The organism is Advenella sp. S44, from assembly GCF_002810445.1.
In the GTDB taxonomy this organism is placed as follows: Bacteria; Pseudomonadota; Gammaproteobacteria; order Burkholderiales; family Burkholderiaceae_B; genus Advenella.
Genome location: NZ_NEXS01000009.1, coordinates 1 through 23,612 on the forward strand (window position 1 = coordinate 1; position 23,612 = coordinate 23,612).

Annotated in this window: 17 protein-coding genes; 5 read left to right on the forward strand and 12 right to left on the reverse strand. The window is 55.3% G+C overall.

From position 1 onward, the window contains the following. Nucleotides 1-597: 597 nt before the first annotated feature. The 4 genes from CAP48_RS20555 to folE all read right to left on the reverse strand — a co-directional run bounded on the left by CAP48_RS20555 (nt 598) and on the right by folE (nt 4,651). Nucleotides 598-723: a hypothetical protein gene (locus CAP48_RS20555; RefSeq protein ID WP_255411712.1), complete on the reverse strand. Its 126-nt coding sequence runs from the start codon at nt 721-723 to the stop codon at nt 598-600. After that, the gene (locus CAP48_RS13875) at nt 713-1,738 is read right to left on the reverse strand and encodes an alpha/beta hydrolase (protein ID WP_100697733.1); all 1,026 of its coding nucleotides are present in this window, start codon (nt 1,736-1,738) and stop codon (nt 713-715) included. Before CAP48_RS13875 ends, CAP48_RS20555 begins: the two co-directional genes overlap by 11 nt. A 4-nt stretch (nt 1,739-1,742) precedes the next feature. After that, nucleotides 1,743-3,776: a TonB-dependent receptor domain-containing protein gene (locus CAP48_RS13880; protein WP_100697735.1), complete on the reverse strand. Its 2,034-nt coding sequence runs from the start codon at nt 3,774-3,776 to the stop codon at nt 1,743-1,745. Between the two features lie 149 nt (nt 3,777-3,925). After that, the gene (gene folE / locus CAP48_RS13885; RefSeq protein ID WP_192871348.1) at nt 3,926-4,651 is read right to left on the reverse strand and encodes a GTP cyclohydrolase I; all 726 of its coding nucleotides are present in this window, start codon (nt 4,649-4,651) and stop codon (nt 3,926-3,928) included. A 164-nt stretch (nt 4,652-4,815) separates the two neighbouring features. On the opposite strand from folE, the gene rng reads away from it, so the two are divergent. Continuing rightward, on the forward strand, nt 4,816-6,279 hold the full coding sequence (gene rng / locus CAP48_RS13890) for a ribonuclease G (RefSeq protein ID WP_100697739.1): 1,464 nt from the start codon (nt 4,816-4,818) through the stop codon (nt 6,277-6,279). A gap of 22 nt (nt 6,280-6,301) precedes the next feature. On the opposite strand, the gene CAP48_RS13895 is transcribed toward rng, so the two are convergent. Then, nucleotides 6,302-6,664, reverse strand: a complete 363-nt coding sequence (locus tag CAP48_RS13895; protein WP_100697741.1) for a hypothetical protein — start codon at nt 6,662-6,664, stop codon at nt 6,302-6,304. 73 nt (nt 6,665-6,737) lie between these two features. Further along, nucleotides 6,738-8,495: a lipid A export permease/ATP-binding protein MsbA gene (gene msbA, locus CAP48_RS13900; protein WP_100697743.1), complete on the reverse strand. Its 1,758-nt coding sequence runs from the start codon at nt 8,493-8,495 to the stop codon at nt 6,738-6,740. A gap of 140 nt (nt 8,496-8,635) precedes the next feature. Between msbA and CAP48_RS13905 the strand changes: the two genes are divergently transcribed. Both CAP48_RS13905 and CAP48_RS13910 read left to right on the forward strand, forming a co-directional pair. Then, a complete protein-coding gene (locus CAP48_RS13905) occupies nt 8,636-9,595 on the forward strand; it encodes a glycosyltransferase family 9 protein (RefSeq protein WP_100697745.1) in 960 nt (319 codons plus the stop codon). 3 nt (nt 9,596-9,598) lie between these two features. Next, the gene (locus CAP48_RS13910; protein ID WP_100697747.1) at nt 9,599-10,357 is read left to right on the forward strand and encodes a YdcF family protein; all 759 of its coding nucleotides are present in this window, start codon (nt 9,599-9,601) and stop codon (nt 10,355-10,357) included. A 71-nt stretch (nt 10,358-10,428) separates the two neighbouring features. Here CAP48_RS13910 and CAP48_RS13915 read toward each other — a convergent pair whose 3' ends face one another. Genes CAP48_RS13915 through hrpA form a run of 4 tightly spaced genes read right to left on the reverse strand, consistent with a single transcriptional unit; the run spans nt 10,429 to nt 19,902 of the window. Further along, nucleotides 10,429-11,310, reverse strand: coding sequence for a polysaccharide deacetylase family protein (locus CAP48_RS13915; RefSeq protein WP_100697749.1), 882 nt, complete (start codon nt 11,308-11,310; stop codon nt 10,429-10,431). Further along, nucleotides 11,307-12,446: a glycosyltransferase family 4 protein gene (locus CAP48_RS13920; RefSeq protein WP_100698615.1), complete on the reverse strand. Its 1,140-nt coding sequence runs from the start codon at nt 12,444-12,446 to the stop codon at nt 11,307-11,309. The genes CAP48_RS13915 and CAP48_RS13920 overlap by 4 nt, the downstream gene beginning before the upstream one ends. Nucleotides 12,447-12,490: 44 nt before the next feature. After that, on the reverse strand, nt 12,491-16,015 hold the full coding sequence (gene dnaE, locus CAP48_RS13925; RefSeq protein WP_100697751.1) for a DNA polymerase III subunit alpha: 3,525 nt from the start codon (nt 16,013-16,015) through the stop codon (nt 12,491-12,493). An 11-nt stretch (nt 16,016-16,026) separates the two neighbouring features. Continuing rightward, nucleotides 16,027-19,902, reverse strand: coding sequence for an ATP-dependent RNA helicase HrpA (gene hrpA, locus CAP48_RS13930; RefSeq protein ID WP_100697753.1), 3,876 nt, complete (start codon nt 19,900-19,902; stop codon nt 16,027-16,029). A 79-nt stretch (nt 19,903-19,981) separates the two neighbouring features. Between hrpA and argA the strand changes: the two genes are divergently transcribed. Continuing rightward, the gene (argA, locus tag CAP48_RS13935) at nt 19,982-21,361 is read left to right on the forward strand and encodes an amino-acid N-acetyltransferase (RefSeq protein WP_369806363.1); all 1,380 of its coding nucleotides are present in this window, start codon (nt 19,982-19,984) and stop codon (nt 21,359-21,361) included. 12 nt (nt 21,362-21,373) lie between these two features. After that, nucleotides 21,374-21,646, forward strand: coding sequence for an oxidative damage protection protein (locus tag CAP48_RS13940; protein WP_100697755.1), 273 nt, complete (start codon nt 21,374-21,376; stop codon nt 21,644-21,646). Between the two features lie 466 nt (nt 21,647-22,112). On the opposite strand, the gene phoU is transcribed toward CAP48_RS13940, so the two are convergent. Next, nucleotides 22,113-22,865: a phosphate signaling complex protein PhoU gene (gene phoU / locus CAP48_RS13945; protein ID WP_100697757.1), complete on the reverse strand. Its 753-nt coding sequence runs from the start codon at nt 22,863-22,865 to the stop codon at nt 22,113-22,115. A 33-nt stretch (nt 22,866-22,898) separates the two neighbouring features. Next, nucleotides 22,899-23,606: a ribose-5-phosphate isomerase RpiA gene (rpiA, locus tag CAP48_RS13950; protein ID WP_100698619.1), complete on the reverse strand. Its 708-nt coding sequence runs from the start codon at nt 23,604-23,606 to the stop codon at nt 22,899-22,901. Nucleotides 23,607-23,612: the final 6 nt, after the last annotated feature.

Consider the following 23,612-nt stretch of genomic DNA (forward strand, 5'->3'; position numbering starts at 1 on the left):
ATTACCCTAAGCGCATGATTTGATTCAGATTCGCTTTTTTGCGACATTTCTTATTCTTTTTACGCGCCCCCCAATGATGTCCGTTTTTTGCGACAAAAATGCAACATCACCGCTCAATCGCAATAACGCAGGCAGCGGTTTCTCACCGTTTTTTTCGGCAAAACTGCGCTAACTATGCCCTGCTCGCCACGCTCTCGGGCGCTGTTGGTCAGAATCCATGTGGGGTTTAGTCCAAAAACGACAATGTCTGCGCTCAAAACACTATTGCTGGACTTGCCTTTGGCAACCAGGAGCTAGTTCACTACCCTTCTATTACTACCCTTCTATTACTACCCTTCTATTACTACCCTTCTATTACTACCCTTCTATTACTACCCTTCTATTACTACCCCCTATTACTACCCTTCTATTACTACCCTTCTGTCTCCTACTATCCTATCTAATAGCATGCTATCTTTCACGACCCCCATACCACAGTCGACCTACCTCTCAATCTCCTAAACTCAATCTGCTCCCTTCGCGCTAAGTTCTACCACTCTGGGTAAGGCTTATTCTGTCATCTGATAGCGCCGATGTGCAGACGCGTACGGCCGGTGCTCACGTTTTGCTCAACCGTTGCAATTTTTCCAGTCGATTTTTCCAGTCAATAATGCGAAGATAATCAACAGAGGTACTGCCCCCGGTCGCTTCAGCCATCGCACCTTCTTCGTTCTTATTGCTCACGATTTTTCAGTGCGGCGCTAACAGCAGCATGGATCACTGCCGGGATGACGCCGCCGTGACCGCTTTTTTCTACCAGCATGAAATCGCTATCCAAACCACGCTGTTGCAACCACGCATCCAGCTTACGGGCGTTGACGGGAGAGCGCCGCTGCTTCATGCGCGCCAATCGCTCGGGTTTCATGTCGGGATCTGCTTCGGGATTTTCCTCGTATTCTCCCTGCAGAATCGTCACAAATCGACCGCCCGGCCCATCACCGTTGGATGTGGTCTGTTCCGCAAGCGCTGCCGTAGCATTTTCGCTGTTTGGGTCCTGCCCGGGTAACAAGGTCGCATTGGTAACGATTGCGCCATTTCCCCACCACAATGAAGGACTGCCTATCACGTACTGATCAAAGGCATCCTGATGATTTAATAGGACGTATAACGCAAACAGTCCGCCAAAAGAATGACCAGCGAGAATCTGTTTGCCGGGATCAGCTGGGTGCTGCGTCTTTATGTAAGGCATGACCGCGCCCTGCACAAATTCGTAAAAATCTGCGGCGCCGCCACCTCTGGCAAATCGCTCACCGGGCGCGGCGTAGGTGTAGTCGCGCTCGCGCGCCTGCAGCGGATATGCTTTTTCTTCGGGATAGCCCAGCCCCACAATCAGCGGTAATGATGTTGCTTGGGATTGCTTGACAGACAATTTGGCCCAGTAATCATAGACCGCGTTCACTGCTAGCGGAAATTGCGCATTTCCGTCCAGAATATAAAGCGTCGATACGGGCGCTTGCCGATCCTGCGGGCTATGTGGAACCGCAACAAAAATGCGGTAATGACGCTTCTGCCAGTCCATGTCCTGATGACTGACACTGTATATTTTATGTGCCATGGGCAATATGTCGGGTATGGTTTGAACCGGCTGGGCCTGTGCACCGGAGGTGGCAAGCCAGGCAATGACGCCGGCCCGGCACAGGAACGAACACGTACGCAAATAACGGGTTGCCAATGATCGTATCAGATTCGTGATTATCATGAACTTAATATGTCATATTCAAATTGAGCCAATAGCGACGACCATCTTCAATTGCCCAGTTGCCTGCAGTGTCGATTCCGTACATACGCTGATTGCCAATATTGAGCACTGCGAAGCCAACCGCCAGATTTTTATTAATCTGGTAGTTACCACCCAGATCACCGGTGACGAAACCGCTGCGATAACGGGTCCCTCCCTGGCCGCCGAACCCATTCCGCTGATTGGCCCATGCCTGTTTGCCGGTATAGCTGGCCTTCGCATATAGATCCAGTTTGTCGTTAGCCTGCCATGACAGCTTGGCGCTTGCGCTATGTCTGGGCGTCATTTCCAGCGGTTGACCCTTCAGGGACTGGCCAGAGGTATACGTTTCATCGTCGCTTTTGCGCTTCGAATCTAGGTAAGTGTAATTCAACTGCAACTTTAGCCCGGTTGCAAGCGGCATTCCAGCAGACAGCTCGATACCCTTGATATTGGCCTTGCCGACATTGGCGTAGACATAATTGTTCAGGCCGCTGCGCGGATCGGTGTCACCCGTGGAGTAACTGGTCAATTTGTCGCGAAAGTCGGTATTAAATAGCGTGACAGAAGCATGGTAGCCCACGGGATCACGGTACTCGAATCCGATTTCCTGGCTCGTACTGGTTTCCGGCTTCAGGTCGGGGTTCCCGTAAATAATACCGCGCCCCCCTTCGGTCGCCGTGCCGTAGTTGGGCGACAATTCGCGCAGCCCTGGTGTGCGAAAGCCTTTTGAGATGCCACCCCTGATGGTGAATCTGTCATTCGGATGATAGACCAGGTAAGCTCGCGGGCTCCAGTGCACACCATAAAGTTCATGGTCGTCCATGCGCGCGCCCAGCGTAAGCGCCAGATTATGACGCAGCGCAATTTCATCTTCCACAAACAGCGCATACTGGTTCATGTTAATGGTGCCGGGCGTTGTCTGGTTCAGTCCTGTTGCACTATCGTCCTTGAGACGACCCCGCTGATACTGGCCGCCAAACGTTAATTTATGAATAGAGAATGGCAGCACGAAACGAGCATCAAATATCGTTTGAGTAATTTCCGGCTTGCGACTGTCATAGGTTCCATCAGTCATGACTTCACGCTTGGCATTTTCCTGATACACACTGAGCTCAGATGTCATCAAGTCCCAATCTCCGGTATGCGTGAGCGACCAGTGATTCCGACTGCCGATGGTATCATCCCGAGTATTGGCCTTGATGGACGTGCCACGGGCGGTGTAGGCCGCAATAGACTCGCCCGGCGTGCTGCGTCGCTTTTGTACCGACCGCCCGGCTTCCAGCATTACTCGCTGGTTTTCCGTGGGCAGCCAGGCCAGGCGCGTCACAATATTCTTATCTTCATGCCGATTGAAGCCGCCGACAATACTGTCCTCTTGACGAAAATTGCCCCCGCCATATATCTGAATGCCGAGTTTGTTGTCAACAAGGGGCCCGGACAGGAAAAAGCTGCTATTGGCAGTATTACCCGCGTCACTGCTTTCCTGCAGGATGCCGCCTGCTGACAAGCTCCCCGTCCATTCCGGCGTAAAGTCCTTGGTAATCACGTTGACAATACCCCCCATGGCGTCCGAACCATAGAGAGAAGACATCGGACCGCGCACCACCTCGATGCGTTCGATGGCCGCCAGGGGTGGCATAAAGCCCGCTTCGAACCCACCACTGCCATTGGGACGGGACTCACGCGTATTCTGGCGTCTGCCATTGACCAACAGCAATGTATAGTCGCCCGAGAGGCCACGAATCGAAATATCGGATTTGCTCGGGTTGCTGCCAATGACACTCACGCCGGGAATATCACGGATGGCATCAGTCAGATTGTTCACCGGCATGTGATCCAGCTCTTGCCGATCAATGACAGTGACACTGGCGGGCGCATCGCTCACATTCTGGGACGAGCCCGAAGCGCTGACCACAATTGGTTCCAGAGTCGCGGGAGAATCAACGGGTGCCGCTATCACCGCCGGGACAAACACCCCTGCCACAACCAGACCCAGTATTGAACGATAGCGCGTCATTTCGGTACTTCCCTTCAAGAAAAGGTTGTACTTTAATTCCTGGAGACACAAATGTAAATAAGAATGATTACTATTTATAAAAAATCGCGACCGCACTTGCACTTGTGTTGCGTCAGGCAAACTATTATCGCCGCCGTCGACATGTCATGTTACCGTGCTCTGATCAGAGATAAAAACTCGCGGCGCAGGTCCGAATCATTCAGGAAGGAACCGCGCATGACACTATTGATCATACGCGATTCCATATCCCTGACGCCACGCCACTGCATGCAAAAGTGATCTGCGTCCATAACCACTGCCAGGCCGTCCGGGTTCATTTTCTTCATAAGCAGATCAGCGATGTGCTTGACGGCCTCTTCCTGAATTTGCGGACGTTCCATCAGCCACGCAACCAATCTTGCATATTTCGACAGGCCAATGAGATTGGAATGCTCGTTGGGCATGATGCCGATCCAGACCTTGCCCATAATCGGGCACAAGTGATGAGAGCAGGCGCTGCGCACCTGTATCGGTCCGACAATCATCAGCTCGTTGAGCTTTTCAATGTTGGGAAACTCAGTCACTTGCGGCGCTTCGGTATAACGGCCAACGAAAACCTCACGCAAATACATTTTTGCCACCCGTTTGGCGGTTTCATTAGTGTTGTGATCGCTATCGGTATCGATGACCAGACTGGAGAGCACTGCCTGCATTTTCTCTTGCACTTCCTGCTGCAGCAGCTCAAGTTCGCCAGGCTCGATGAAACGGGCGATATTGTCATTGGCATGAAAGCGGGCACCAGCCTGGCGAATACGCTGGCGAATCCGGGTGGAAATATAACCGCTGTCATCCGGATGCGTCGCCTGCTCCGATTGTTGCCCGTTGTCCGTTTTTATGTTGCTATCACTCACGACACTTGTCCTTCTCTGAAATATGAACCTGATCCAATGCATTATGATACTGTTTATCACGAACCCCTGTATGCTGCCCATCGCTTTGCGCAGACATCTCATGCTAAGCTGACAGGACCAACCACGAAACCGTAGCAGACGAAAATAATATGAGTGGACACATTCTGATCAACGTAACACCGTTTGAAACCCGCGTTGCCCTGATAGAGCACGGCGTCGTTCAGGAGATTCATCTTGAGCGCACACGGCAACGCGGCAAGGTCGGCAATATTTATCTGGGTCGTGTCGTGCGCGTATTGCCGGGCATGCAGAGCGCTTTCGTCGACATCGGACTGGAACGCGCAGCATTCATCCACATTGCAGACCTGCGCGAAAATCGCGCTGTGCGCAATACCGGCATCCCTTATACGCAAATTGAAAAGCTGCTGTTTGAGGGGCAAACGCTACTGGTGCAGGTCATCAAGGACCCGCTGGGCAACAAGGGGGCACGGCTGTCGAACCAGATCAGCATTGCCGGGCGCATGCTGGTGTATTTGCCCTACGACAATCATATTGGCATTTCGCAGAAAATTGAATCTGAAGCAGAGCGCAATAGTCTGAAAGAGCGGGTGGCCGCGCACATGCCTGCGACTGAAAAAGGCGGATATATCATTCGCACCCAGGCCGAAGGCGCCAGCGACGACGAAATCCGGCGCGACCAGGAATATCTGGCCCGCCGCTGGTCCATGATCCAGGCTGCGGTAATGACGCAGGCGGCGCCCTCGTTGCTTTACGAAGACCTGACCCTGGCGCAGCGGGTGTTGCGCGATATGGTCAGCCCCGAAACCGAGTCGATAGAAATTGATTCTCGCGTCACAGTGCAGACCCTGCAGACCTGGGCCGACATATACACGCCCGGCATTTCCAATAAAATCAGCCACTATCATGGCGAACGGCCGCTGTTCGATACGGCCAATGTCGACGAAGAAATCAAGTCTGCGCTATCGCGTCGGGTGGAGTTGAAATCGGGCGGCTATCTGATCATTGACCAGACTGAAGCGCTGACCAGTATTGACGTTAACACGGGCGGCTTTGTCGGCGGCCGCAGTTTTCACGACACGATTTTCAAGACCAATCTGGAAGCGGCCCACGCTATCGCACGCCAACTTCGCATCCGCAATCTGGGGGGCATTATCATTATCGATTTCATCGACATGGATAATAAGGACCACCAGGAGGCAGTGTTGTCCGAATTGCAAAAAGCCCTGAGCCGCGACCGCACAAAAACCACCACCAACGGATTTTCACCACTTGGACTGGTGGAAATGACGCGCAAGCGCACACGCGACTCGCTGTCGCATCAACTGTGCGAGCCCTGCCCCACTTGCGATTCGCGGGGCCGGATCCAGACGCCACAGACTATGTGCTACAACATATTGCGCGAAATTTTGCGGGAAGCCAGACAATTTAACCCCCGGGAATTCCGGCTTATTGCATCACAGGGGGTGATTGATCTGTTTTTGGAGGAAGAGAGCCAGTATCTGGCCACGCTGGGGGATTTCATCGGCAAGCCGGTTACCCTTGAAGTGGATAACCGGTACTCCCAGGAAATGTACGATATTGTCCTGATCTGATCAGGACCGGCGACGACAGATTTTAGCTGTGGCCTGGCTGCACCCGGGCCTGCATCTTGATAATGCGATCCTCCAGATGAGGCGATGTTTCAAGCGCAATTAACGGTGTATTGCTCTCTTCGCTCTGTTCAAAGCGCAAGCGAATACTCTGGCCATCGAATGTGGCCGGATCTGCTTCAATTTCAATGTACTTCTGCAACAGCGCATCAATTGAAGTCTGGGCGGTGTCCAGAAATTCATTGATATTGTCATCGTTCGCGTCCTTGAACGCCTGTTCGATGGTTTTTGACAGATCCCAGGTAAAAAACATCAATGCGTTGGGCCCTTTAACCTCGGGATGTTCGTATCCCCAGAAAGCGCCCTGGCTGGGAGAGGATTGGGTCATAATATATCTCAAATACAAATATTGGTAGTGGAATCAGTATTGTACGCGAGGCTGCACGGCTATTCACACGCCATCAGCTGTCACGAAACTGCATGTTATATAAAGATGCGTACAATCCGCTATTTTTCAAGAGCTCGGCATGATTTCCCTGTTCGACGATGCGGCCCTTATCCAGAACAAGAATGCGATCCGCGTTCTGCACAGTGGAAAGGCGATGAGCAATGACAAACGTCGTACGTCCCTGCATCAGCGTTTCCAGTGACGCCTGAACCTGTCTTTCGGACTCGTTATCCAGTGCCGATGTGGCTTCGTCCAGAATCAGGATGGGTGCGTTCTTGATGAGGGCGCGAGCAATGGCCAGACGCTGGCGTTGCCCGCCCGAGAGCCAGGCGCCATTCTCGCCTATGGGGGTTTCCAGCCCCTGCGGCAGCGAGTTGACATAATCGAGCAGGTTGGCCGAAGCCAGCGCTTGCCGGATGCGATCCTCGTTGGTATCACCAAAAAAACCGTAGGCCACGTTCTGGGCCATGGTGCCTTCAAACAGCACCACACTTTGGCTTACCAGCGACAATTGCGAACGCAGGCTCTGCAGTGTGTAATCAGCAATATTTGTGCCGTCTATCGTGATATGTCCGCCGACCGGATCGACAAACCGCGGGATCATATTGACCAGGGTGGTTTTTCCGCTACCGGAACGACCGACGAACGCAATGGTTTCACCGCGCTTGACCGTAAAGGAGATGTCGCTCAGGGTGTCGCTGGCAGCATCTGGGAAACGAAAGCTCACGTTTTCAAACGTGATGCTACCCAATTTGTCGGAGTCCAGGATTTTTTTACCGGTGTCGTTTTCCTGGCGGCTGTCGATCAGCGTAAAAACGCTGTCGGCCGCCACCAGCATTTTCTGCATCCTTGCCGCCACATTGGTCAGGCGCTTTACCGGATCAAAGATCTGGGCCAGCGCTGTCAGGAATGCCGCAAATGAACCAACAGTAAGCGCACCGGTGCTGCCCTGGTATAACGCCGTAGCAATGACAACGCCCACCGCAACCGCGATACTAAGCTGGGTAATGGGTGTCATGGCGGCACTGGCAATGGCCGAACGCATGGCGAACCTGCGCAGCCCGCCATTGACCGACAGAAACCGTTCACGCTCGAATTTGTATCCATTGAACAATTTAACAACGCGTTGGCCTTCGATGGACTCTTTGACAACCCGCGTCAGCTCGGCATTGATGTCCACCGTTTTCATATTGATGCGACGCAGTCGCTTGACGAATATTCGCGTTGTAATGACAGAAATGGGCATGATAATAAAGATAATCAGCGTCAACTGCCAGGACAGATAAAGCAACATGGCCAGCAGGGCAATGACAACGGCACCATCGCGCACCAGGATAATACAGACCTCGGTGGCATAGTCGGTAATATTGCCGGCGTCGATCGTGAACCGGTTCATCAGCCTGCCGGTGTCGCCCTTCTGGAATTCACCATCGGGCATACCCAGCAGCTTTTCAAACATGTCATTGCGGATACCCAGCAACATGTTATTGGCGATCCACGCCAATAGGTAGTCGCTCAGAAAATTGAGGATGCCGCGGACCAGGAACAAGCCCACGACAGTTAGCGGAATAGACCAGATGTAATGCGGTTTGGCCCCATTGAAGCCCTCGTCGAGCAACGGTTTCATGATGTAGGCCAGCGCCGGTTGCGTGACGGCCGCCACGGATACGAGAACCAGCGCCGCAATCAGTGCATGCCAGTAGTCGCCTACCCTGGCGTAAATCCGTCGAAACACCGTCTGGCGGCTGCCACTTGTGAAAGAGTTATCCAATCTTGGTACCTTATACTGTCATTTTGTTACTGTTCATCCCGGGGATTTTACCGGTTTAGCGCCGGCTTGCGTGTCTGTTTGGCACGATCACCGGGAGAAGTTTGCCGCAGCGACATGAAATCCACGCTAAAATCCTGAGCATGAAAAACCTAGAGCGCGTTTATATTCGGCTGCCAAACTGGATCGGTGATGTTTGCATGTCCCGGCCGGCGGTCCAGGCAGCTGCGGCCAGCGGTCTGAACGTTGTGGCCTGCGGCAAGCCGTGGGCCCAGGCATTGCTTGCGGACTTGCCGAACCTGCAGTTTGTGCCCCTCAGCGGCCACTGGCGGGAGGATCGACAACGTATCAAAGCGCACCGCCGCAGTCATCCCTGCGCCGGACGCAGTGTCGGGCTGCTGTTGCCCGACTCGCTTACCAGTGCACTGGCTTTTCGACTGGCCGGCCTGCCATGCGCAGGCTATCGGGACGACGGCCGCTCGCTGCTTCTTAGATGGCCTTTTGCCAAGGCTCGCGACCCCATGCATGCGGTGCAATCCTGGTACTGGCTTACTCGTGAGGCATTTGCCCAGTGGGGTTATACGCTAGCCCCACAAGCGGCAGACAATCTCTTTTTGGACTCGCAGGCCCCGGCCATGGCAGCGGCGCAAACCGCCTTGTCCGAGGCGGGCGTGCAGGACACCCCCGTGCTGATCGCCCCGACGGCTACCGGCCAACACAAAGGCAAGAGCAAGGTGTGGCCCCACTTTGACAGCCTGACCCGGCAGTTGCAATCACAAGGTTATACTGTTGTGATGTCGCCGCCGCATCACGAAGTTGCCCAGGCAAAAGCCAATGCGCCGAGCGCTACAGTGATTCCCCCGCTGGATCTGGCCGCGTTTGTGGCGTTGCTCCGGCAGTGCCGTCTGGTCATTTGCAACGACTCGGGTGTGGCTCATCTGGCCGCATTAACAAAAACGCCACAGCTGACCCTGATCGGCGTGACCAATCCTGCACGCACTCGTCCGTGGACATCCCATGCACAATTGCTGGGGAGATACGGGCACTGGCCGTCTGCCGCGGACGTACTGGAGGCCGCGAAACCATTATTGCGGAACGACTAAACCATGTTCAGCTCACTGATCAATCTTGTTATCCCCCTCAATTTATGTATCTTCCTGATGGTCGCCGGATTCGTTCTATGTCTGGTTCGCTTTACCCGTAGCGGCTTGTCGCTGATTTTTACCGGCATACTGTGGGTTCTGATCTGGTCGCTGCCCATTACTTCCATTGTATTTGGCGGTATTCTTGAGAACAGTTATCCGCATCATCCCGCCGAGCAGTATCCAACCGCGCAGGCAATCGTGGTATTGGGTGGCGCGACCGCCAACAATCGCATCAATTGGTTCGAACCACTGGAGCCTGATTCCAAGATTGCCCGGGTTGATACTGCCGCCGAACTTTATTTCCAGCAGAAGGCGCCACGCATCCTGGTGTCCGGCGGCGCATTGTCGGGCGACGTCAGTGAAGCCCGCGGCATGGCGGCGCGCCTGAAGACACTGGGCGTGCCGGCCGAGGATATTATTCTGGAAAATGAGAGCCGCACCACACACGAAAATGCTGCAATGACAGTGCAGCAATTGAAGGACCACCAGATCCACTCCATCCTGCTGGTGACTTCTGCGCTGCATATGCCCCGCTCCATGGCCGCATTCAGCAAATACGATCTTGAGGTGACCGCAGCGCCCAATCCAGGGCAAATCACGGTGCCCGACGACAAGGATTTTTCTTTGTTCATCCCCAACGAACGGGCCCTGGCCGGCAGCCGTTCGATCCTTAAGGAATACGTGGGTGTGCTGGTATATTGGTTACGCGGCTGGGTGTAATTGCGCCCTCGTCCGGCCAATAGCCCGGACAACGGTGAGAGCTCGCCTGACCTGCTCTTCTATTGCGTCTGTCAGGCCTGGGCCTGGCGGGCCCGCTTTTTGGCTTCACGGCGCATTTTTTTCCATTTCTTGAACTTGCCGTAAAGCCGGCCGGCCAGCGTATCGCGGGCGTAGAACAGCCGGTTAAGCAGCCACTTTCCGCTACGATTGGACACGGCAATGCGAAAAATATTTTCGCTGTCGCCGTCAGGCTTGTTAAAGCCATAGGCATCGGTGGTGAAAAAATAACGATAGCCCAGCTCCCGTGCCGCCTGCTTGTAATCTTCATCGAAATAGCCCTGTGGCCAGCAGATGAAATCATCTTCCTTATTGAGCCGCTGGGCGATTAACCCGCGACACAGGGCCAATTCTTCGCTGATTTTTTCGATTTTCTCTTCGCGACTTGCGGCCACCTTATCCCAACGGGTATGCGTGTGCGTATGGGAATGGATTTGCATAATGCCGCTGGCATCCATCTCCTGCAATTCGGACCAGCGCAAAATCACCTTGTCGGTTTCACCGGAGGCCACAAGATGCTTGGACTCTTCGTGCACAAAAGCGGCCGGCAGCTCGCCCACGCCGGCATTGGCCGTCGTAGGCCGCGGCTCGCCTTCACCCACCCATCCCGTGACCACAAACAGAACGCCCGTCATGCCGTACTTTTTCAGCAGCGGATAAGCATAGGTGTAGTTGTTCAGATAACCATCGTCAAATGTGATAAGCACCGATTTTTCGGGCACGGGTGTGCCGTTCATATAATCGGCAAACTGCTCGATGGTCAGTGAACGATAGCCCGCGCCTTTCAAGGCAGCCAATTGACGCTCGAAAACATCGGGCTGCACGTTGAGCGGGCTTTTAAGCGGATGCACATGGTGATACATGAGCACCGGTACATTTTTGGCATTATCTTTCATGATTTTTCATCCAGCCATTTGCTATAAACGGCTTCGGTATTGAGCGCCAGCATTTCGGGGGAAAACACAGCTTCATCATAAAGCCATTTGTGTGCGGCGCGGCTCATCTTCTCGCGCAATGCCGGATTTTGTATCAGCTTATCGAGCGCGAGGGTCAGGGCTTGGGCATCATGCAACGGCACCAGTATTCCGGTTTCGCCATCTTTGAGCATCTCGCAGACGCCGCCCACATTCGTGCCTACCACCGGCAGGCCACTCATTTGGGCTTCCACGTAAACCGTGCCCGAAGCCTCCTGCTCTGTGGCCAGCGCAAAAATGTCGCTGCCCGCAAGCAGATTGGGCACATCCTTGCGATAGCCCAACAGGTGTACGCGCTCTTGCAGACCGCTATCGGCAATATGCTTCTGGACCTTTTCAAAAGTGGGCGAACCGGCGCCCACCAGCACCAGATGCAGATCGGAATAACGCTCAAACAGCGCCTTCATGCTATCGATGAGAAAGACATGGCCTTTTTTTTCCCGCATCACCGCCACGCAAATGACGACAATGGCCGAGTCGCTTAGACCGAGTTCATCACGCAGCGTAGAGTGCGCCACCGGCGCAGGCGGCTCTACCGGCGAATAGATCGTGGCTACCTTGTCTGGGGAGACCCCCTTGTCCAGAACCATTTGTCGTACGTGGTTGCTGACCGTTGCCACCTTATGCGGCAACCAGGTATATGACAACAGTGATCCGATCGGGATGGCCAGATGCCGGGTACGCACAATAAGCGGTGTACCGGCAAGGCGGCCAGCCAGGGCCGCGATAAGGGTATCCTTGCGGCTGTGCGTGTTCAACACATCAAACCGCCCTTCACGCAGAATGTGGCGTATGGCGCTGACCCCTTTGATAAAATTCGGGATGCCGCCCATCGGGACCGTGTGCACCACAAATCCTTCTTCGCGCATGCGGGCCACCAGTTGCGCTTCTGGCCGGCAGATCAGCTCCATATGGTGGCCACGCTTGCGCATGGCACGCATTTCCTTAAAGATACGGTGTTCCTGCCCGCCAAAAGACACGGCCGCTTCCGAGTGCACAATCCGTAGCGGCCTTGTTGTTTTCTCACAAAGCGAATTTGGCGCCTGGGCCGCCTGCAATGCTTGCGACCGGTCTCCAGCAACCGATGAATTGACTGGCGTATTCACAGATAGGCTACCTCTACGGAACGGGACTGTTCATGTTCGCGCAAACGCTCAAATAGGCTGTCGGCCATGCGCACGCGCCATTCCTCGCCCAGCTCGATATCGCATTTATATCCCTGGCGGGCGGCAACATAACTGAGTTGCACCCGCACGCCCGGAATGCCGTTCTCAGGCTCGGCGCGATACGGATTCAACAAAGACTTGAGGGCACTGACCGACATGCCTTCTGCAATTTCGATCTGCAGGCAGCGTGCCCGTTCTTCGCGCGCCTTTTGCAAGTCATACAGGCTGTCCGCACTGATGCGCAGACCACCATTGAAGCGATTGACCTTGGCCTTGATTCGCGCAATGACCAGGCTGTCTGTTTTCAGAATGTGTCGATTCAGTTCATACACACTGCCCGGACACATGATCTCTACCTGCGCCGAACCGTCGTCAAGCAGCAGGAAATATAAGCGATCATCGGCTTCGGGCTGGCCCGGCGTCCTGCGGTTGCTGACAAAGAAGCGCTGGCCGATGAGTACCCCGGCCACCCATTGGGCGTCGCGCGATTCATTAATGCCCGACAATTTGGTCGGCGCAAAGCGCCGCACCTCATCGCGCCAGACATCAAACAGATGATGACTGAAATAAAAGCCAAGCGCATTCTTTTCTTCGATAAGTTCTGTATGCAGATTCCAAGGCGGAACGCGCGCGACCTGGTCCTGCACGATAGCGCCCGAATCGTCGCCGAATAAAGAGACCTGATCGGCACTGCGATCGGCCTGGTCGGCCGCATCGATGGCCCGTGTCAGGGCAGCCAGCAGTGCCGCACGATTGCGTTCCAGCTCATCAAATGCACCGGCACGAATCAGCGCTTCCATGGTGCGGCGATTGACGGTATGGCGATTGACGCGCTTGCAAAAATCGTAAAGGTCCAGAAACGGTCCGCCGGCATCACGAGCCCGCAGGATTTCCTCGACGGCGCCCTGGCCCGTGCCCTTGACGGCGCCCAGGCCGAACCGGATGGTACGCGGTGGCTTGCCCGCGCGCATGGCCTCATCCTCTACAGGCTCGAAACGGTAAACCGACTGATTCACATCGGGCGGCAGCACAGCAACCCCATTGTCCAGTGCATCACGCCAAAAAATCTGAACCTTATCGGTATCGTCCATGTCCGAAGACATTGTCGCGGCGATGAATTCAGCAGGATGATGCGCTTTGAGCCAGGCTGTCTGATAGGAAATGAGCGCATACGCCGCCGAGTGACTTTTGTTAAAGCCATAACCAGCGAATTTTTCCATCAAGTCAAACAGGCGCACGGCCAGGGCACCGTCATAGCCTTTTTCCACCGCGCCTTTTTCGAACAGCTCTCGGTGCTTAGCCATTTCCTCGGCTTTTTTCTTGCCCATGGCACGACGCAACAGGTCAGCGCCGCCCAGACTGTAGCCACCTACAATCTGGGAAATCAGCATCACCTGTTCCTGATAGACAATGACGCCATAGGTGCTACGCAACGTCGACTCAAGTGAGGGATGGAAATAATCGACATCAGCGCGTCCGTGCTTGCGGTTGACGAAGTCATCAACCATGCCCGATTCCAGCGGACCCGGACGATACAGCGCCAGCACGGCAATAATATCTTCAAACGTATTGGGCAGCAGCTTTTTGAGCAGCTCTTTCATACCCCGGCCCTCAAGCTGAAAGACAGCTGTGGTATTGCCTTCGCACAAAATGCGATAGGCCCCGGGATCGTCCAGCGACAGCGACATGATGTCAAAGTCGCGCAGGGCCGGATTAAAGCGCCGAACATAGCGCACCGCCCAATCCAGAATCGTCAGGTTGCGCAATCCCAGAAAGTCGAACTTGACCAGGCCTGCGGCCTCAACATCATCTTTGTCATACTGGGAAACCACACTGGTATCGCTACCAGGCTGGCAATACAACGGACAAAAATCGGTCAGCTTGCCGGGCGCAATCAGCACGCCGCCGGCGTGCATGCCGACGTTGCGGGTCAGGCCTTCCAGCGGTCGCGCCAGATCAACAATCGCCTTGACCTCTTCATCATTGTCGTAACGACGACGAAATTCAGGCTCTTCTTCCAGCGTCTTGGCCAGACTCCAGGGATTGGCAGGGTTGAACGGAATCAGTTTGGACAGGCCATCGCATAGGGAATAAGGCAACTCCAGCACCCTGCCCACGTCGCGCACAACTGCCTTGGCCCCCAGCGTACCGAAAGTGGCAATCTGACTGACCGCGTTGCGTCCGTATTTTTCCTTGACGTATTCGATCACCTTCTCGCGGTTGTCCTGGCAAAAGTCAATGTCGAAGTCAGGCATGGATACGCGTTCGGGGTTCAGGAACCGTTCGAACAGCAAGTCATAGCGCAACGGATCCAGATCGGTAATGCCAAGCGCATACGCGACCAGCGAGCCGGCGCCGGAGCCACGGCCTGGCCCCACGGGTACGCCGTTGTTCTTACCCCAGTTAATGAAGTCGGCAACAATCAGGAAATAGCCGGGAAATCCCATGCCGATGATAGTTTTGCATTCGAGCTTGAGCCGATCCTGATAAGCCGGTCGCGCCTTTTGCCGCTCCTGTTCATCCGGATACAACTGCGCCAGACGGGTTTCCAGCCCTTCTTCGGACAATTTGACCAGATACTCGTCCAGCGAACTATTGTCAGGCGTAGGAAAGTCGGGCAGATGCGGCTTGCCCAGCGACAGCGTCAGGGAACAGCGGCGGGCAATTTCAACGGTATTGGCAATGGCCGAAGGCACATCAGAAAATTTGCTGATCATCTGCTCGGAACTGAGCACATACTGGTCTTCGGAAAAGCGGCGCGTACGCGATTTGTTGCCCAGCAGCTCGCCATCAGAAATACAGACGCGCGCCTCGTGCATGCGGAAATCTTCAGGCCGCGTAAACTGCACCGGATGGGTCGCGACCACAGGCAGGTTCAGCCGTGCCGCCAGCTGCATGGCCAGTTGCACGTAGCGCTCGTCCGCTTGCGGGCCGGTGCGCTGCAATTCGATAAAATACGAGCGCGGAAACCAGGCGGCCCAGCGGCGCGCCAGCGATTCGGCCTGATCAGGCCGGCCAGCCAGCAAGGCCTGACCCACATCGCCAGCCATGCCACCGGAAAGCAGAATCAGGCCCGACTGATTTTCGAGCCAGTCACGCTGCAGCTCTGCCCTTCCCTTGTACTGATTGGCAGTCCAGGCCCGCGAGAGCAACTCGCACAGCGCCAGGTAACCCTGCCGATTTTGCACCAGCAACAGCGCCCGAAACGGCTTATCCCGATCCTGATCATTGGCCAGCCACACATCGCATCCGGCGATGGGCTTAATGCCCTTGGCTCTGGCCGATTTATAAAATTTGATCAGGCCAAACAAGTTGGATAAATCGGTCAGCGCAATGGCCGGTTGCGAATAGGCCGCGGCAGCGGCAACCAGCTCGCTGATGCGCGCAGTGCCATCCACCACGGAAAATTCCGAGTGGGTGCGCAAATGGACAAACGTGGGAGAAGCATCTACTGAAGTCATACGCTATTGTATCAACGATTAAGGCTTTCCCAGGCTTTTTGCAAACGCCGTACCGACACCGGCACAGGGGTGCGCAGCTCCTGGGCGAACAGTGCCACGCGCAGCTCCTGCAGCATCCAGAAAAAGTCGTCCAGCCGCGGGTCGGCCTGGCCTTTGAGGGCGCTGCGCATGCGCTGATAATTCAGTAGCAGTGGCGCCATTTCCTGCATCAGGCGGGCATCGCGTGCCGGATCGCTGCGGTATTTGTCGATGCGCGCCGAGGCCGCCTTCAGATAGCGCGGATAATGCACGCGTCTGGCGTGCGCATGCGCTGTCGGAAACTGCTCGGTCATGAAAGCGCTAATGCCGGCCACGATATCATCGTGCAAAGGCTTGACCGAACGCACCGACACCAGTTTCTTTTGCAAAGACGCCCATTCAGTGAGTGTGACCATGGCAAGTCGGGCTTCTTCCTGAATCAGCAAACCTACACGTCCCTTGGCATCCTGGCGGCGCGTCTCGAACTGTTCTGCGTTGGTCGGCAGCGGCTGCCCCAGACAGGCCTGGCCCAGCGCCGCTTGTACAATTTGATCGCGCAGGCTGTCCTGATTCATGAGCGATACCGCCAGCATGCCCATGCGAGTGAGATCCGGAATGGATTTGGCCAATTGCTTCAACTGGTCTTTCATGGCGATGCGAAACAGACGCAGCAGCCCCTGGCGATGCTTGCGCGCAGCGATATCCGGATCATCGAAAACGTCGATAGTGCAACTTTGTCCCAGATCAACCAATGCCGGATAACCGATGAATACGTCGTTCTTCTTGCGGATCTCCATGATTTCGGGCAACTGGCCGAAATTCCACTCCACAATATCGTCCTGGCTGACCACCTGGGCCACCGATTTGTCGCGGCTTGCCATGGATTGAAAAGACGCTTGTGCAGCCGGCGCATGCTCGGCCTTGAGCTGGCTCAAATTGCGGCCGGCAGACAACATGCGTCCGTGCTCGTCAACGACCCGGAAATTCATGAACAAATGCGCCGGAAGGGTTTCGGGCTTGAAGTCGCTGGCAGAGACGCGAACCGTCAGTTCATCACGAATGTCATCGGCCAGCGCAACCAGCAGCGAGCGGTCCGGATCGGCAGCTGTGGCAAACCAGCGCTCGAAAAATCCCTGAGCATAATCAGGCAAAGGCACGCAATGGCGCCGCAATTTCTGCGGCAGCGATTTGAGCAGATGCAGCACTTTTTCCTTGAGCATGCCAGGTACCAGCCATTCGCTTTGAGCCTGATCCACCTGGTTGAGCAAAAACACCGGAATCGTTGCGGTCACCCCGTCTTTGGGCGACCCCGGCTCGAAATGATAGGACAGGGCCAAAGCCATGCCTTCCCATTCTGTGCGCTTAGGAAACACATCGGACGTGATGCCCGATGCCTCGTGACGCATCAGGTCTTCGCGGTTCAGCAGCAACTGCCTGGCCGTTGCCTGGTCCAGCTTGCCATACCAGTTGATAAGCGTTTGCGCCTGGCATACGTCTGCTGGAATCTGCTTATCATAAAAGGCAAAAATCAGTTCATCGTCAATCAGAATATCCGGCCGTCGGGCCTGATGCTCCATTTTTTCAATTTCCCGGATCACCTTCGAATTATGCTCAAGAAACGGCAGCGTCGCGGTCATCTGGCCATCGATCAGCGCCTGGCGGATAAAAATTTCGCGAGCCTCCCCCGGCTCGATGCGCCCGTAATTGACCTTGCGGCCGCTGTAGACCATCAGACCGTACAGCGTCGCACGCTCATTGGCCAGCACCTGTCCGCGGCGCGGATTGAATGTCGGATCGGACCAGTGTTTTTTCAGCAGATGCGTACCGGCCGCCTCGATCCAGCGCGGGTCGACATTGGCAATGCATCGTGCATACAGGCGCGTGGTTTCCACAAGCTCGGCTGCCACGATCCACTTGCCGCTTTTTTTGACCAGCGTCGAGCCGGGATGAACCACAAAGCGAATATCGCGCGCGCCCTGATACTGAGTGCTTTCCTCGCTTTTGACGCCGATATTGCCCAGTAAGCCGGTCAGCAGCGCGCGGTGCACCTGCTCGAAAGTCGCCTCGGTCGTGTTGACACGCCAGCCCTGTTCGCGCACCAATTGCATCAGTTGCGTGTGAACATCATGCCACTCGCGCAAGCGCAGCGGCGAGAGAAATTCACCACGCAGCTGCGTGACCAGCTTGCGCTGTGATCCCTTGTGGCGCACGGCGTCTTCATACCAGTTCCACAGTTTCAGATAGGACATGAACTCAGACTTGTTATCGCGAAAGCGCACATGCGCCTGCTCACTCGCCTCGCGCGCATTAAAGGGCCGATCTCGCGGATCCTGAATGGACAAGGCAGAGGCAATGATCAATATTTCGTGCAGGCAATGCTGATCGTTTGCTGCCAGAATCATTCGCGCAATGCGCGGATCCAGCGGCAATAATGACAAAGTTTTGCCAATGGTGGTCAAGGCGTTGTGTTCGTCAAGGGCACCCAGTTCCTGCAACTGGTTATAGCCATCGGCCACCGCCTTGCCTGCTGGCCGATCGACGAACGGGAACGATTCGATATCACTCATGCGCAACGCTTTCATGCGCAGGATCACTGCGGCTAGCGATGATCGCAAAATCTCGGGATCGGTAAACTTGGCGCGTTGTGCAAAGCCCTCTTCGTCATACAGCCGAATACAGACACCCGGGCCCACACGGCCGCAACGCCCGGCGCGCTGGTTGGCAGAGGCCTGGCTGATGGGTTCGATTTGCAGTTGTTCAACTTTATTGCGCCAGGAGTACCGCTTGACGCGGGCCAGACCGCTATCGACCACAAAGCGGATGCCGGGCACGGTGAGCGATGTTTCGGCCACGTTGGTAGCCAGAATGACCCGGCGCTGATTGGTGTCGGGGCGGAAAATGCGCTCTTGCTCTTGCTGCGACATACGGGCAAAAAGCGGCAATATCTGGGTGCTGGGTGGGTGATGCTTGCGCAGGGCCTCGGCCGCTTCGCGTATCTCGCGCTCTCCTGGCAGAAAGATCAGAATATCGCCGGCGCCATGCGCGGCGCATTCGTCTACCGCCGCCACAATGCCGTCAACCAGCTCTTTCTCGCCATCGCGGTCCAGACGACGTGAATCGCCTGCCGCCTGTTTTGCCGGCCTGGCCTGGTCGTCGTCGTCAAGAAAATGGACCGGCCGGTAGCGCACTTCGACCGGAAACAGCCTGCCCGACACTTCAATGACCGGAGCCGGTTTCCCGGCGGCATCGGCAAAATGGCGGGCGAAGCGGTCAGCGTCAATCGTCGCGGAGGTGATGATCAGTTTCAGATCGGGCCTGCGCGGCAACAGCACACGCAAAAAGCCAAGCAGAAAATCGATGTTCAGGCTGCGCTCGTGGGCCTCGTCGATAATAATCGTATCGTACTTGCGCAGCAGCGGATCTTTTTGCGACTCAGACAGTAAAATGCCATCTGTCATCAGCTTGATGGCCGCATCCGGGCCGGTGCGGTCATTAAACCGGATCTGGTAACCCACCAGTTCGCCCAGTGGAGTATTGAGTTCTTCTGCAATACGGCGGGCCACCGAGGTTGCGGCCAGCCGCCGCGGCTGGGTATGGCCGATCAGGCGCGTGCGTCCTCGGCCTGCATCCAGACAGATCTTGGGCAACTGCGTGGTTTTACCCGAACCGGTTTCGCCACTGACGATAATGACCTGATTTTCCTGCAGCGCACGGGCGATTTCATGCCGCCGCTCACTGACCGGAAGCGATTCAGGATAAGTGATGGGCGGGATCTGGCGCGGCGCATGCACAGGTCGCTGACCAGGACTTTGGCGCGCATTCTGTGGTTTCTTTGCCGTCTCGGCGGTCCGATCTTCCTTTTTTTTCATACAATTTCAATCTGTTCATTCAGCCAACATTATAATTTTGGCAGGCCGCTTATCTATCCGCTTGCGGTATTTCCCATCAATTCAAGGAACCCAGACCACCGTGACCATTGCTCCCGACCCCGAAACCTATTCTGCCCAGGATGCACCTGAATTTGTTCCCGCACAATTCGTGCGATGGTTTCGCGATGTCGCTCCCTACGTGCATACGCTGCGCAACAAGACGTTTGTGGTCGGATTCGGCGGCGATCTGATTCAGGCAGGGGCACTTAATGCGCTGATACAGGACCTGTCCCTGCTTACTTCTCTAGGGGTGCACATTGTACTGGTTCACGGCTGTCTGCCGCAGGTCAACGAACAGTTACGCCTCAAAGGGTTTTCCTTTCAGTTCGGCCGTGAGCCGGAGCCGACCTCTGCCGAAGCCCTGGAATGCGCCAAAGAAGCCGCCGGTGAAATCCGGCTTGATATCGAGGCCGCTTTCAGCCAGGGATTGCCCAACACCCCCATGTCCAATGCGCAGATTCACATCATCTCGGGCAACTTCGTGACCGCGCAGCCAATCGGCGTGATTGATGGCGTGGATTTTCGTCATACAGGCAAGGTGCGCAAGTTCGATCTGGACGCGATGAAAAAAGTGCTGTCGCACGGTGGTGTTGTCCTGCTCTCTCCTATCGGATTTTCGCCCACAGGCGAGGCGTTCAATCTGGCGATGGAAGACATTGCCACCAGTACTGCGGTTGCCCTGCGCGCCGAAAAACTCATTTTCCTGACCCAGGACCGCATGTTGCGCGACAGTTTTGGTCAGATTATCACAGAAATTGCGCGCGAAGACGCTGAAGCCATGATCCGCGACGGCACGCTGGACGTGGACACTCGCAGTTATCTGTCGCATGCGGCGAAGGCGGTCAAGCGCGGTGTGGCGCGCGCTCACCTGATTCCATTCGATCTTGATGGCAGCATTTTGCTGGAATACTTCACCCACGACGGTGTAGGCACCATGGTGGTGGAAGACACGCTGGATGACTTGCGCACCGCCACGATTGACGATATTGGCGCAATCGTGCAATTGATCGAGCCGCTGGAGGCCGATGGCACACTGGTGCCGCGCGGACGTCATGTGATTGAACGCGATGTAGAACGCTTTACCGTGCTTGAGCACGATGGCGTCATCTATGGCTGCGTCTCACTCAATCCGTTTCCCGCAGACCTGATGGCCGAGATGGCCTGCCTCATTGTGAATCCTGAATGGCAAGGCTCGGGCGAAGGCGAAATGCTCTTGCGTCATACCGAAGCGCGCGCACGCGCCATGGGAATGAAAAAGCTTTTCGTACTGACTACCAGGACCTCGCACTGGTTTATCAAACGCGGCTTTGTCCAGGGAACGATAGGTGATTTGCCCCAGGAAAAGCAAATGAACTACAATCGTAGCCGCAACAGTCATATCTTTATCAAAAAACTTTAAGCGAGAATTGCCATGGCCCGAATGATTCAATGTGTCAAACTGAAAAAAGAAGCCGAAGGTCTTGACTATCCTCCGTACCCCGGCGAACTGGGCACCAAGATCTGGAACTCCATTTCCAAGGAGGCCTGGCAGCAGTGGACCGACATCCAGACTCGTATTGTCAATGAGAATCGGCTGAATCTGGCCGACGCCCGCGCCCGGAAATATCTGCAGCAGCAAATGGAAAGTTTTCTGTTTGACGATGTCGATGTTGAGGCGCAAGGCTACGTTCCACCGTCAGCATAAATTGGTGTTCAGTTAAAATTACAATTGTGATAAACCGGCAGTTATGGCAGATGCGATAACTGCGACCCCGCCGGGCGCATGCCCGTTTTTTTTCGCCACTATACAGGCTCAAGCCGACATGGTAAAAAACACGCCGCACTTTCATGCGGCGTGTTTTCGTTTTACTGCCTGTCCAATTTTACTGCCTGATCTGTGTTTACTGCCTGTTCGGTTTTTATTGTTGTTGAGTTTTTACTGTCTGTCCGAATCGAATACTCCCGATTTGCAAATTCAATGATCAATACCTGTAGCGCTGGCACATGATACTGGAAGACGCGATGCCAAATCAGCATAAGAATCGCGTTACCCACCAGATTGAAGCGATTGCGTAGTACGGTCAGGTGGATAATCCCCGGGCGCCGCAGGATAAGTAATCGCGCGGCGCTGTCGGACAGTCAATCCACGGGCACTGTCAGACCGGCCTTGCTCAGTTCGAGTCGCCCGAGACCGAGGCCGATGTTGCAGGCGCTGTGGGTTCTTCGTCACCTCGCGCCATCGATTCCACTTTCTTGACACTGGTGTGGCGGGCATCTTCGCCCTGCACCAAGTAAATCACCCGCTCGGCCATATTCTTGGCATGGTCGCCGATACGCTCCAGGGCGCGGGCAATAAAGATTAAGTCTATACACGCCGTTGTTGTGCGCGGGTCTTCAATCATGTAGCTGCTCAATTCACGCAGAATGCCCTTCCATTCCTTGTCGACCTTCTTGTCGCTACGCACGACATCTGCGGCCAGAATGGCGTCTTTACGGGCAAAGGCATCCAGACTGCGATTGAGCATTTTCTGGACAGCTTCGCCAAAATGCGTCATGTCTACCACGGGCTCGTAACGATTGGCGCTTTCGTGAAGGCGGCGCGACATTTTCGCGATTTTCTCGGCTTCATCGCCCGAGCGTTCCATATCGGTCAACATCTTGGACACCGATATCACCAGACGCAGGTCGCCCGCCGTGGGTTGCTGCAAAGCCAGTGTCTGGGCAATGGAATGATCAATGTCCATTTCCAGCCGATTGACTTCCTTTTCCCGCTCGAACACGCGTTCGACCACACTGAGGTCGCCCTCGGCCAGAATCAACATGCTGTCTTCAATCATTGCCTCTACCAGGCCGCCCATACGTAAAAAACGAGAGCGGATATCTTCGAGTTCCGCATCAAAGCGGGTATTGGTATGTAGTGCCATGTCGATGCCTGCAATAAGAAAGATAAAAGAAGTTTAAGACCGTTCGATGTCAGGAATATGACATTCGTTTTCGCGAATGTCTACCCCCTGCTGTTTGGCGACCATGACCGCGGTGGCCGGTTCAAGCGCAAACAGGCCACAGGTAACCACGCCGGCAATGGCGTTCATGGTGGTTTCCATCTCGCGGGCGTCGGCCAGGCGCATGCCTGCAACGTCCAGTATCGGATTGCCATTGTCGGTCGTAAAGCCGGCACGCAAAGTCGCGGTGGCCCCCAACGCAGCGATCTTGCGCATTACTACGGGCACGGCCATGGGAATGACCTCTAGCGGTATGGCAAATTCGCCCAGCAGATCAACGCATTTGGTTTCGTCTACGATGCAGACAAACCGGTCAGACGCGGCCGCCACGATCTTTTCACGTGTATGCGCCCCGCCGCCGCCCTTGACCATCTGCAACAGGGGGTTGATCTCATCGGCGCCGTCCACATAAACCGGCAAGGGCTTGTTGGTCTCGGACAGATCCAGCACGCGCACGCCCTGCTCGCGCAAACGCGCCGCACTGCGTTCGGAGCTGGCCACGGCGCCGGCAAATTCCTTGCGGTATTTTGCCAGCTCGTCGATGAACAGATCTGCCGTGGAACCGGTGCCAACGCCGATGACCGCCTCAGGCCCGAAAAAAGGACGAATGTACCCGACGGCGGCCAGGGCCACGTCGCGCTTGAGTTGTTCCTGTGACTTCAGTTCCAT

Excerpts from the sequence above, each read along its gene's own strand:
- CAP48_RS13910 (WP_100697747.1), top strand. The coding sequence starts at position 9,599 with ATGTTCAGCTCACTGATCAATCTTGTTATCCCCCTCAATTTATGTATC.
- CAP48_RS13875 (WP_100697733.1), bottom strand. The coding sequence starts at position 1,738 with ATGATAATCACGAATCTGATACGATCATTGGCAACCCGTTATTTGCGT.
- rng (WP_100697739.1), top strand. The coding sequence starts at position 4,816 with ATGAGTGGACACATTCTGATCAACGTAACACCGTTTGAAACCCGCGTT.
- CAP48_RS13940 (WP_100697755.1), top strand. The coding sequence starts at position 21,374 with ATGGCCCGAATGATTCAATGTGTCAAACTGAAAAAAGAAGCCGAAGGT.
- hrpA (WP_100697753.1), bottom strand. The coding sequence starts at position 19,902 with ATGAAAAAAAAGGAAGATCGGACCGCCGAGACGGCAAAGAAACCACAG.
- CAP48_RS13880 (WP_100697735.1), bottom strand. The coding sequence starts at position 3,776 with ATGACGCGCTATCGTTCAATACTGGGTCTGGTTGTGGCAGGGGTGTTT.
- phoU (WP_100697757.1), bottom strand. The coding sequence starts at position 22,865 with ATGGCACTACATACCAATACCCGCTTTGATGCGGAACTCGAAGATATC.
- CAP48_RS13905 (WP_100697745.1), top strand. The coding sequence starts at position 8,636 with ATGAAAAACCTAGAGCGCGTTTATATTCGGCTGCCAAACTGGATCGGT.
- dnaE (WP_100697751.1), bottom strand. The coding sequence starts at position 16,015 with ATGACTTCAGTAGATGCTTCTCCCACGTTTGTCCATTTGCGCACCCAC.
- CAP48_RS13915 (WP_100697749.1), bottom strand. The coding sequence starts at position 11,310 with ATGAAAGATAATGCCAAAAATGTACCGGTGCTCATGTATCACCATGTG.
- CAP48_RS13895 (WP_100697741.1), bottom strand. The coding sequence starts at position 6,664 with ATGACCCAATCCTCTCCCAGCCAGGGCGCTTTCTGGGGATACGAACAT.